Here is an 11,687-nt window from a genome sequence, read left to right on the forward strand (position 1 = left end):
AGGGGGATTCTCTTGCAATAACGTCGTATGTATGGCTATTTTAAGTTTACAAATTGCAAATCAAGAGGAATGTCTGCCTTGCGGAGCAACGCGATGACAGCTTGCAGATCATCTCTGCTCTTCCCGGTAACCCGAATTTGATCGCCTTGAACTTGTGTTTTCACCTTAAGCTTGGAGTCACGAATAAGGATATTAATTTTCTTCGAATTTTCTTGATCGACACCTTGCTTCATGCTGATTTTCTGTCTGACAGTGGAGCCGGCAGCCGGTTCTACCTTACTGTAATCAAGATTTTTGATTGAAATCCCGCGTTTCGTCATTTTCGCATGCAGGATATCCAATACATTCTGCAGTTTGAATTCATCATCGGAGGTGACGACCAATTGATCCTTCTCTAATTTAATGCTGCTTTTGCTGCCTTTAAAATCAAAGCGGGTCAATATCTCTTTTTCTGCCTGCTGAATGGCGTTATTTAATTCTTGCATATCCACCTTGGATACAATATCAAACGAGCTTTCTGAACTCATCTTCGACCAAACACCCTTTCCATCAAATTACATTAGCATTATAGCAAGAAGTCTTATAAAAAGAAACATCCCGCAGCTCCACGGCGCAGGATGTCTCTGGGGAAATGATTCATTGCCCGGGAAAGCGCAGGAAATGCCAAAATGCTAGCTTTTCTGCAAATTTAACTGTACCCGCTTCGGATTAGGCGTATCGCCGACAGGAACTACGGTGCCATTAACGTTAAGCTCCAGCGCACTCGCCGCACCAACGTTCAAATAGGCTGAACTGGTTAAATCGAAGGTGTCTGTATCGCCCTCTTTGTATAGCTTCTGTCTAAGCATATCCTTAGCGCCTCCGTCTGAAAGAGCATCAACTCGAATCCAGCAGGAGCCTGTAATTTTCATCTGGATTTTCAAATTTGCAGTACCTGTAATCGTATAGTTGTCTACACCTTTTTCATTACTGCTGAATTTAACTTGTACGGCCGGTGGCGTTGGTGTCAGCGTTGGGGTCGGAAGAGGCACCACTTTACCTTCACTGGACGCATACGTTGATGTAGTCGGCGTCGTGCCTGCCCCAGGATTCGTGGAATTCGTTATTCTCGGCGACTGCGTTTGAGAAGACTTATCCCCTACCGGCGTTCCCTTGTAATTCTTATATGTATAATAGTACACAATTCCGAAAATGAGCAAAATAAAACAAATAAACATAACGCTGGAAGCCCACCGGCTCATTTTCTCCGTATTGCGAACGCTCGTTCTATTCTTGCGAATCGTTTCTACAACCGGCTTTTCCACGACTGGAGAAGGATTCGTTGTTTCGTACATATTCAGCACTTCAGTTGGATCCAGTCCTACCGCTTCCGCGTAGCTTTTAATGAAAGCCCGCACATAGAAGCTTCCAGGCAGCACTTTATAGTTTCCTTCCTCAATGGCTTCAAGGTAGCGTTTGCGAATTTTTGTAACTTCCTGCAAATCATCAAGCGAAATCTTCTTTTCCAATCGTGTCTTACGTAAAATGTATCCAAGATCAGACATTATGGTCACCTCCTCGCGGGAATCCTATTAGTTAATGACGTTACAAACCTTAAAAAGGTTCGGAAGTGTACGTAAAAGAATCGTAATTGATTTCCTCGTCCGGGCTGTTGCGAAGCTCAATAATATAATCAAAGTGATTATATGTGTATTCGGATTCGCGAATAAATATATCCGGATGCTCAATGACCTTCGTCGAAGGCATCGCCATAATGTCCTGCAACAAACTGTGATGCTTCTCATTCGAACGAATCGTGGAGACGATGCCGTCGATAATGAACACATTGTTAGGGGTCATTTCATCTTCGGATAATTGACTGCGGACCGTTTGTCTAAGCAATGTCGAGGAGACAAATGTCCAACGTTTATTTGCGCAAACGCTGCCTGCGATGATGGACTCTGTTTTACCAACACGCGGCATACCGCGAAGTCCGATCACGTGGTTGCCATCCCGTTTAAACACCTCACCCAGGAAATCGACCAAAAGACCCAACTCATCGCGGGTAAAACGAAACGTTTTGCGGTCATCTGAATCGCGTTCAATATATCGTCCGTGGCGCACTGCTAAAATATCCACCAGTTTGGGTGGCCGCAGCGCCGTAATAGTAATATTATCTACTTTTTTCAACATTTTACCCATTAAGTCAATTTTTTCTTCATCATTCGTTTGAAGAAGCATGCCGCGCGTCCGATCTTCAACGCCGTTAATCGTCACAATATTAATGTCCAACATCCCCATCAAGGAAGCAATATCTCCTAGGAGCCCGGGACGGTTTTTGTGAATCTTATACTCCATATACCATTCTTTAACGTCCAATCCTTCCACCTCATCACTGTATCTGTAACGTTCAATTTGTCATCTCATCAAATAAATTCTACAATTTTCGCTAAGTTCCTTCTCAAAAACGCATGAAATTTATTTCATTTTTAGTTCGGTAAGCTCTGTTGAATTGTAATTTATAGGACCTTTATGCCATGACTTACTTGTCATAGCAAGAAGCCGGTCATCTAAAATTTGCGGCCAGTTCAGTTCAGCCGATAAAGAGTTGGAGATATCCATCACGGATACGCCAATTGTCTTTGCTTTCTGCAATTGCGCCTCTGTCGCCGGGGAATAGAAAATGATCCATTTTGCAAAATGCTGTCTCGTTTGAAAGGATAACTGCTGGAACCACTGTTCATTATTATCAAGCAAAACAATGTGATCCGCCTCCTCCGAAGGCGCCAATTCAGAAGGAATCGGGCGGTCGCTTCGGGTCACCCACTCCACGGTCACATTCTGAGCTAACAGATCTTGAATCCACTTCGTTTTCAACGATTCAATCTGCTGTGCATCGATTTGCAGGAAAGCAGCCTGGTCAACTGCCGTGCTTGCGGTCCCATTCACATCAAGCTGACTTTGTAATAAAGTCCATTTACCCGTATTCAGCCCTTGCTGAATCACTCCATTAGCCGATGGGAACAAATCGTTTCCGATAACATATATGTAGTCGTACGAGCTTGTTTTCAGCTTCGTGAGCACGCGATCATCAAGCGCTCCCAAATCATTGATCCAATCGTAAGCTATGAAATTGACATCTCTCCACTTTTGAAGAGCCGATCCAATTGCTTGTTTGGAAGGATCGGACAGATTGACGCTTGAGAGCATCAAGACAGACAATTTCTTCTCCATTAATTCCTGCTTAATGACAGGAATACCTCGATTTCCGCAGCCTGATACAAGGAAAGATAAGAGCAAAATCACAAGCATAGAACGTTTGATCTTCATTGACTTCGATTCCTTTCTACCTAAAAAGCGTGCAAAAGCCTCCGAAAGAGGAGGCTTTCACATAGTACCTTATTGAATTGTAAAACGGTTATTAACCTTTGTCTACTAATTTTACCATGAGGCGGGCAAGCGTGCGTTTCTCCTGCTCATCCCCTGCATCCCACAGCTCTTTAAGCACACGTTCCTGCTCATTTTCCGGGTCAACTTTATCTGCTAAAAATTCACCGATTTGAAAAGCGAGCTTGGAGATGGTTTCTTCGCTCATCCCTGCATGTCCGGCTTGACTGACACGCTCAGCCAGAAACTCTTTCCACTTATCAAATACTTTAAGTACCGTAGCCATTGTAAGAAGCCTCCTTTGAGTTGAGAGAAATGGTCATTACATAAGTAATATTCGCTTCTCCGTTTGGAATTATGCGCGGACTTCTTACAATAGCGATCACGTCAACCATCCGCCATTGGGGCTAATGATTTGACCGGTAATATAACCGGACTCCGGGAGAGCCAGGAAATAAACGAGCGAAGCGACTTCATGAGGCATAGCAAACCGGCCTACCGGAATCTCGCTGGCAATGGCATCCCGCTCCTCGGTTTGAAAGCCGGCCATCATCTCCGTTTCTACTGCGCCTGGTGCCACGGCATTCACCGTAACTCCGGAGGGAGCAAGCTCTTTGGCCAGTGCCTTGGTGAATGCATTCAACCCTCCTTTAGCCGTTGAATAAACGACTTCACAGGAAGCGCCGGAGATGCCCCAAATGGAGGAGACGTTAATAATTCGCCCATACTTCTGCGAAATCATTGCTTGCATAAACGTTTGCGAACAAAGAAACGCTCCTTTGAGGTTAACGTTCATAACGGAATCCCATTCCTCTTCGCTAACGTCCGAAAGCATGCCGTAATGGGCAATGCCGGCATTGTTCACGATAATGTCGGGAACCATTTCTTTTTGTTCCAGCTTATCCCGCATAGCCAATATTTGTTCACGCGATTTGACATCCGCAGATACCGTCAATACCTTAGCGCCATGCTTCATGCAGGATCTGGCGACTTCGTTAGCCGCCTCGTGGGAGTCGCGGTAGTGAATGACCACTTTCATTCCTACCCCGGCGAAGCGCTCCGCAATGGCTGCTCCTATCCCTCTGCTAGCTCCCGTGACGAGTACGGTTTGTTCACTGAATGGTTTGGAGAATGTCACGACTTCTCACGACTTTGTACGATCGAGACAGCGAGCTTGCTCCAATCAAAATGCTCTCTAAAGCGCTCATTAACATCGTTAAGGGTAATCTGCTCATAGACCGGCAAAATGTCAAACAAGTCAATGCCTTTGAAGCGATATTTCGTAAACTCATTGGCAATCGATTCCGGCGAATTCATCATCCGCAAGAAATTGCCGATTTTCTTTTTGCGGCTGCGTTCAAAGGTAACCTCATCGAGTCCCGAACTCTTCCGCTTTTCAACTTCTTCACGTATGCGCGCGACAAGTTGATCGGGGTCTTTGGTATCTCCGCCAAGAATAGAGAAAGCATACCCGTCGCTGCAATTATACTCATGACCAAAATTATCCGAAATGAGCTGTTCATCATAAAGTGCTTGATAAATATCGGAACTTGAACTGAACAAAATATCCAGCATTAATTTCGTCGTCAATTCCCGGACTAACAGCTCTTTGCCTTTCACGGAAGGGGCTTGTTCCTTGAAACCGATTAAGCATTTGGGCATCGACACCGGAAGAAGGGTAACTCTGCGCGCTTCCTTCACCTCTAGTGGCTCTTCCGGGAAAAATCGTTTGATATCCCCTTGGGGAGGAAACGTTTTGCCAGCTTGATTGTCTTTGACAAGAGCGATTACCTCTTCGGCATCCACGCCGCCTACGACGAACAAGCTCATATTGCTGGGATGGTAAAACGTATTGTAGCATTCATATAAAGTTTCTTTGGTAATTTCAGAAATGGATGCCACTGTTCCCGCGATATCAATATGAATCGGATGCTTAGCATATAAAGATTCTATTAATCCGTAATAGCTTCTCCAGTCTGCATTGTCTTCGTACATTTTAATCTCTTGCCCGATAATTCCTTTTTCCTTTTCCACATTTTCATCTGTAAAATAAGGATTTTGCACAAAGTTAATTAATGTCGTTAAATTTGTCAAATAGTTGTCAGTAGACGAGAACAAATAGGCGGTCCGATCAAAGCTTGTAAAAGCGTTCGCCGAAGCCCCGTTCGAAGCAAAGGTGGCGAAAATATCGCCCTCAGGCTCTTCGAACATTTTGTGCTCAAGGAAATGGGCAATGCCATCCGGTACTTGAACGGCTGCTTTACCTTCCACTTGGAAATCATTATCGATGGACCCATACTGTGTTGTGAACGTCGCATAAGTTTTCTGGAAACCTTCTTTGGGCAGAACAAACACATGAAGCCCATTATCAAGCACTTCGTGGTAAATCGTTTCACCCAAATGTGGATATGGAATAACTTTCATGGCCTACTCTCCCTTCTGATCCCGCAAAAAGTAAATCGTATCCAGCTGCACACGTTTAGCCGCTTCAGCGATCGCGGGAATATCGATCTGTTCCACAGACTCAATCAAACCTGTTACTGTACGTTCTTTGCCGGATAAAATCGCATTAAAATCAAAAGAAATTAATTCAAAAGCGGAATCCTGGATTTCACGAAGCTGATTCGCAATCATCGCACGGGTTTGGTTTAGTTCAATATCATTGATATCTCCCTGTTCCATAGCCGTTAACTGTTTGCGAATAATATCTACCGCTTTCTCGTAATTCGCCATTTCGATACCGGATTGAATCGTTAGAATCCCTTTGTGACCATCAAATCGAGAGGAAGCGTAATAAGCAAGGCTTGCTTTCTCCCGTACATTGATAAACAACTTGGAGTGCGGATATCCGCCCAAAACTCCGTTATACATAAGAGCTACAGGATATAGCTCATCGCCGTATGAAATATTCGTACGCAGGCCCATATTCAGCTTGCCTTGGTTTACGTCCAATTTCTCAACGATTGTCTTTATCTCGCCTGTTGCCCCTCGCGGAGCCGTTGCAACGTAACCGACATCTGAATTTCGTTCAATATTGAACGCGGTTGAAACGATTCCTTCAACTTCGGCCAACGTCGTATTCCCAACTACGTAAATATCAATGGGTTGTGATTGAAGCCACTGTCTATATTGTTCGTAGAGCTGCTCGGAATTGATACGGTCAAGATCATCTATTTTACCCAGTGGATGGAGGCGATACGGATCGTCGCTGCACATTTCCTCGATACAGCGCTCAGCGGCGTACCGGATTTTATCATTAATAACGGATTCAATCCGTTTCTGGAGCGTCTGCTTCTCGGAGTCTACATATTTACTGCGAAAATGTTGATCCTCAAGTGCCGGCCGGGTTAATGTTTCGCCGACAAATTCAAGACCCTGTTTCAAAAGCGACTGCGCTGACTTTACGAAACGGTCGTTAATAATATCCATACGCAGCTGCACAATTTGATAATCGCCTCGTTTGTAAATGTCAAAACCGAAACCTGCGCCATACAGATCATCCAAATACTCTCGAAATTGCTTCGTTTCCGGACGTAATTCCGTTCCTCTGCGTAAAACAAAAGGCGTCAGTGCCGTGCTCGTGACCGTTTCCTCGTCTAAGGGACGGCCTATGTACACGGAAATAGCAAACGTTTTGAACCGATCTGTCGGCAGTACATGCAAACGAATATGATTCAATGTACTGCGCTCAAATTGTATATGCTTCAAAGGTCTGTCTCCCTTCTAAGATCGTAATAGTTCCATTATATTCCTACATGAAGAGGAGAAGCAACCAATGCAGGTTCCTTCTCCTTGTCCACCTCATAAATTATTTACAGAAAATATGCTTGCCAATCACTTTAACCTGCGGTCTGGACCAGATCCACTTGGATGTCGCTGTTTCCGGATTAAAGTAGTAAATGCAGCCGCCTGACGGATCCCAGCCCCCCAGTGCGTCTCTTACCGCTTTCTTCGTAGATTCGTCCGGAGTCAGCCAGATTTGACCATCGGCTACCGCTGTAAAGGCGCCAGGTTGAAAAATAACACCCGAAACCGTATTCGGGAAGTTTGCCGACTTCACACGATTCAAAATGACAGCCGCTACGGCAACTTGACCGATATAAGGCTCTCCGCGAGCTTCACCGTGCACCGCATTAGCCATCAGATTAATGTCTTGTTCAGAGAGCCCAAGGTTATTGGATGGCACGAGATTCGCTGGTTTTTGATTAGCAGCCGCATTATCCGATCCGCCACCGCCACCACCGCCACCGCCTGTATTTCCTCCGGTCGCAGGAGCTGTAGGTCTCCAATTTTTTGTAGCTTCCCAGAGCCTAAGCTTAGTCTTGGGCCCTACAATACCGTCAACCGTCATTCCAAACTCACCTTGGAAACGTTTCACGGCTGTGAGTGTTCTGTACCCGAAATCGCCGTCAATATTGCCTCCATAAAAACCAATGAACTTCAAACGGCCTTGCAGCTCATTGACGTCAGAGCCTGTAGCTCCATAACGTATCTCATTTTTGCTGAACGTTTCTTCCGCCGGCGGGTTGAACTTTCCTTTCAATTGAAAGGCGACAACCAGCACAAAAACAATACAAAAGGTAAGTACAATTAGTCGTTTGTTCATTCCCCTTCTCAACCTCACTTTTCAAATAAGAGCCTTTTCTTGCTTTTCTTGCTTATTATGAGAAAGGGGGTCGCGGTTTATGCAAACAAAAACACTCTCCGTAAGGAGAGCGTTCTGGCAATTCGTATATTTCCTATGAGCTAATCCGGTTATGGTGATATTGTTCGATGGACATAAGCACTTCACGAGGCTTGCTTCCTTCGTAGGGGCCGACAACTCCTTTGGCTTCCATGGAGTCAACCAGCCGTGCGGCACGCGTATAACCGACTCTCATACGTCTTTGCAGCAATGAAACGGAGGCTTGCTTCGCTTCCAATACAATTTGAACAGCTTGATCATACAGCTCGTCCTCAACTTCGTTCTGCTGTTCCGGCATATCTTCCACATGCGGAACTAACTCTTCCTGATAATTGGCTTGCTCTTGCGTACGTACAAAACCAACGACATGCTCAACCTCTTGGTCGGATAAAAAAGCTCCCTGCACACGTACCGGCTTGGAGGCGCCTACCGGCAAATAAAGCATATCTCCTCGGCCAAGCAGTTTCTCCGCCCCGACCATATCCAGAATCGTCCGTGAATCCACCTGTGATGAAACGCCGAACGCGATACGCGAAGGGATATTCGCCTTGATAACTCCTGTGATTACATCAACAGAAGGACGCTGTGTGGCAATAATCAAGTGAATACCCGCTGCACGGGCCATCTGTGCCAATCGGCAGATCGAATCCTCGACATCGTTAGCCGCGACCATCATTAGATCGGCTAACTCGTCGACGATGACTACGTAGTAAGGCAGAGGAGCCGCTGTGCCGCTTTCGGTTAACATTGCGTTGTATCCTTCAATATTCCGCGTACCGCTCTTCGAGAATAGCTCATAGCGTTTCTCCATCTCGACGACGACTTTCTTCAGCGCCAGCGAAGCTCTACGTGGATCTGTGACAACAGGCGCCAGAAGATGCGGTATTCCGTTGTATACATTCAATTCGACCATTTTGGGGTCGATCATCAGGAACTTCACTTCGTTCGGCTTGGCCTTATAAAGGATGCTCGTAATGATCCCGTTAATACATACGGACTTTCCTGACCCCGTAGCTCCAGCAACAAGTAAATGCGGCATTCTAGCCAAATTTCCTACGATGGGTTGTCCGGAAATATCGCGGCCTAATACGACGGACAACCGGGAGCTGGATTCTTGAAAAGCGGATGTTTCCATAACTTCACGCATCGTAACGACGGAAACCTCCAGATTCGGAACCTCAATGCCGATCGCAGATTTACCTGGAATCGGCGCCTCCATCCGAATATCCTTCGCAGCGAGTGCCAAGGCAATATCATCGGTTAGCGAGACGATTCTGCTTACTTTTACCCCGACATCCGGCTGAATCTCATAGCGCGTTACAGCAGGACCCCTGACGACCTCGAGCACTTTGGCGCGAACGCCAAAACTTTCTAAAGTAGCTTCCAGCTTCCTGGCATTCGCTTTGTAGTCAGACATTTCACTGCCCTTGCCGACTGCAGGCCTCGCCAGCAAATCGAGCGAAGGCATCTCGTAAGGACGCGTTTGAACGATAGGAGCGTTCTCTTGAAATTCCAAAGTAACTGGCTCATCGTCTGCCACTGCATCGCCCGCCGCGGCAGCTTTAGGCTTAGGCGGCACGCTTGCAGAACCAGACGCAGCTGCCGGTTTAACGGATTGCTGCGCTTCTTGAAGCACCTGCTCCTGAAAATCGCGTATAATCGGTGTGATGGGCTGATCCTCGGCAGCGTCAACTGCTGCAGCCTTTGCATCATTTGATTTATATACGACTTGATCTGAAGCATCCGTTTCATCTGAATTATGTAAAAACTCTTCCTCATTCTCATCATTTGAAACAGCCGCTGGCTTCTTCCGGCCTTCTTTAATCGGTCGCAGCAGCTCCATAATAAGCGGCGATTTCTTTTTTTTCACTGGCTTGAACATTTCTTCATCGAACTCATCATCGACCGGAACATATGCCGGTTTCTTCACTTTCTTGTCGTTAGCTCCCGCAGAGGAAGATGAGGCAACGGGTCGTGGTTGTCGCGCTTCCCTGTCCTGCAGCCACTCTCTCATTCTGTCCTTGAAATTCTGGCTGACATTGCTGAATCGGCCGTGGATGACGTTTCCGATGTCTACATAAGAAATGCCGGTAGCCAGAATAAAGCCTATGACAAATAAGGCATATTGGATCAATCTCGCTCCCAAATAGTCAAACAAGAAGTATAAGATGCTATACAGCACGCCACCGATCATTCCGCCGCCGATCCCGTGTTCGAGCGCAGCCCTTCCTGCCTCCGTCGGATGCAGTCCTTCCAACATGGCTTCCCATGTCGACGAAATGATTTTACCTGACGTGAAACCGCCATCCGGATATAACTGAGCAAATAAATCAATGTGATTCTTTATCAGCAGTCCAAGAATAAACAGCAAAATGCCTGCTTTCTTAGGCGTCACCATCTCTGGCCAAGCGCGTTTGATCATGGCATACAAGGCCACATATATGAAAATGAGCGGCACTAACGAATACCATGTTCCCACAAAAAAACGGAAAAGGTAAATCAGCGAGTTCCCGACATGTCCTTGATGGGCGAGTGCAACAACGGAGAAAATCAAGATGAGAATCCCGTACAATTCGAATAACAAACTTGTTTTTAATGCTTTATTTTTCTTCTTGCGTTTCGCCACTTTTGTCACCCCCAAGTCCACATTATACCATATTTGGCTTGAGGGATGATACAGGAACAACGCTTTAAGTGAGTGAAGTCTCCGCGACAGGACTGTACGAAATTATAGTGCCAGGGGCATATTGCTCTTTTAAATAGTCCTGCGGATTACAGCTGTACAGCCTGACAATGCGGGCTTGAAAACCGCTAATAGGCTCTATTTGCATCTTTACACCCCATTGATCAATGTCAATAAATTTCGGCTCATAAGTTTCTGCCCCTTCAAAAATAACATCCATCGGCACAGCGGAATAGTGTATCATTGTACGATTCCACCGCCCATAGCCGCCTTCTTCGCTTCTATGCGCTTATTCAGCTCCCGAATCGCATCGCCGATCCCGCCGACCTGGTCGATCAAACCGTATTTCACAGCGTCTTCCCCAATAACCGTTGTCCCGATATCTCTGGTCAATTCCCCGGTCTTGAACATGAGCTCTTTAAATTTTTCTTCGGTCACATTTGAATGCTTGGTAACGAATCGCACGACACGCTCCTGCATTTTATCCAGATATTCAAACGTTTGGGGAACACCGATAATCAAGCCATTTAATCGAATAGGGTGAATCGTCATGGTCGCCGTTTCGGCAATGATGGAATAGTTAGCTGACACCGCAATAGGGACGCCAATACTATGGCCTCCGCCTAGAACTAAAGCGATCGACGGCTTCGAAAGAGTCGACACCATCTCTGCGATGGCTAACCCAGCCTCAACATCGCCACCCACCGTATTTAGAATGATCATGACGCCTTCAATTTTGGGATTCTGCTCAGCAGCCACCAATTGAGGAATCAAGTGCTCATACTTAGTTGTTTTGTTCTGAGGAGGGAGTACGATATGACCTTCCACTTGACCGATAATCGTGAGGCAAAAAATATTCGATTCACCCGAAATGGTATTGGTTTGACCTAACTGCTGAATATTTTCGAGGATTGGATTTTTCTTTCCCTCTTCGATTCCCGGTTCCTGCTGTTT

General features: G+C 46.0%; 12 protein-coding genes. All 12 read right to left on the minus strand.

Translation table 11 applies throughout. The annotated features are described in order from the left end of the window. Window positions 1-35: 35 nt before the first annotated feature. On the minus strand, window positions 36-527 hold the full coding sequence (locus tag GC097_RS24515) for a YajQ family cyclic di-GMP-binding protein (RefSeq protein ID WP_171685933.1): 492 nt from the start codon (window positions 525-527) through the stop codon (window positions 36-38). Window positions 528-671: 144 nt separating this feature from the next. Then, window positions 672-1,544, minus strand: a complete 873-nt coding sequence (locus GC097_RS24520; protein ID WP_171685934.1) for a helix-turn-helix domain-containing protein — start codon at window positions 1,542-1,544, stop codon at window positions 672-674. Between the two features lie 49 nt (window positions 1,545-1,593). After that, the gene (locus tag GC097_RS24525) at window positions 1,594-2,337 is read right to left on the minus strand and encodes a DUF3388 domain-containing protein (protein WP_376768421.1); all 744 of its coding nucleotides are present in this window, start codon (window positions 2,335-2,337) and stop codon (window positions 1,594-1,596) included. A 120-nt stretch (window positions 2,338-2,457) separates the two neighbouring features. Continuing rightward, the gene (locus GC097_RS24530; RefSeq protein WP_171685935.1) at window positions 2,458-3,309 is read right to left on the minus strand and encodes a hypothetical protein; all 852 of its coding nucleotides are present in this window, start codon (window positions 3,307-3,309) and stop codon (window positions 2,458-2,460) included. Between the two features lie 91 nt (window positions 3,310-3,400). Then, window positions 3,401-3,652: a DUF3243 domain-containing protein gene (locus GC097_RS24535; RefSeq protein ID WP_171685936.1), complete on the minus strand. Its 252-nt coding sequence runs from the start codon at window positions 3,650-3,652 to the stop codon at window positions 3,401-3,403. A gap of 96 nt (window positions 3,653-3,748) precedes the next feature. Next, on the minus strand, window positions 3,749-4,504 hold the full coding sequence (gene ymfI / locus GC097_RS24540; RefSeq protein WP_171685937.1) for an elongation factor P 5-aminopentanone reductase: 756 nt from the start codon (window positions 4,502-4,504) through the stop codon (window positions 3,749-3,751). Next, the gene (yfmH, locus tag GC097_RS24545; RefSeq protein ID WP_171685938.1) at window positions 4,501-5,790 is read right to left on the minus strand and encodes an EF-P 5-aminopentanol modification-associated protein YfmH; all 1,290 of its coding nucleotides are present in this window, start codon (window positions 5,788-5,790) and stop codon (window positions 4,501-4,503) included. Before yfmH ends, ymfI begins: the two co-directional genes overlap by 4 nt. A gap of 3 nt (window positions 5,791-5,793) precedes the next feature. Further along, on the minus strand, window positions 5,794-7,074 hold the full coding sequence (gene yfmF / locus GC097_RS24550) for an EF-P 5-aminopentanol modification-associated protein YfmF (protein ID WP_171685939.1): 1,281 nt from the start codon (window positions 7,072-7,074) through the stop codon (window positions 5,794-5,796). Between the two features lie 100 nt (window positions 7,075-7,174). Beyond that, the gene (gene sleB / locus GC097_RS24555) at window positions 7,175-7,972 is read right to left on the minus strand and encodes a spore cortex-lytic enzyme (protein ID WP_171685940.1); all 798 of its coding nucleotides are present in this window, start codon (window positions 7,970-7,972) and stop codon (window positions 7,175-7,177) included. Between the two features lie 133 nt (window positions 7,973-8,105). After that, on the minus strand, window positions 8,106-10,676 hold the full coding sequence (locus GC097_RS24560) for a DNA translocase FtsK (protein ID WP_312875725.1): 2,571 nt from the start codon (window positions 10,674-10,676) through the stop codon (window positions 8,106-8,108). Window positions 10,677-10,740: 64 nt separating this feature from the next. Further along, complete coding sequence (locus tag GC097_RS24565; protein ID WP_171685941.1) at window positions 10,741-10,977, minus strand: YlzJ-like family protein; 237 nt, start codon at window positions 10,975-10,977, stop codon at window positions 10,741-10,743. Next, window positions 10,974-11,669, minus strand: a complete 696-nt coding sequence (locus GC097_RS24570) for a ClpP family protease (RefSeq protein WP_376768428.1) — start codon at window positions 11,667-11,669, stop codon at window positions 10,974-10,976. Before GC097_RS24570 ends, GC097_RS24565 begins: the two co-directional genes overlap by 4 nt. Between the last annotated feature and the right edge of the window lie 18 nt (window positions 11,670-11,687).

The organism is Paenibacillus planticolens (genome assembly GCF_013141725.1).
Lineage (GTDB): Bacteria > Bacillota > Bacilli > Paenibacillales > NBRC-103111 > Paenibacillus_E > Paenibacillus_E planticolens.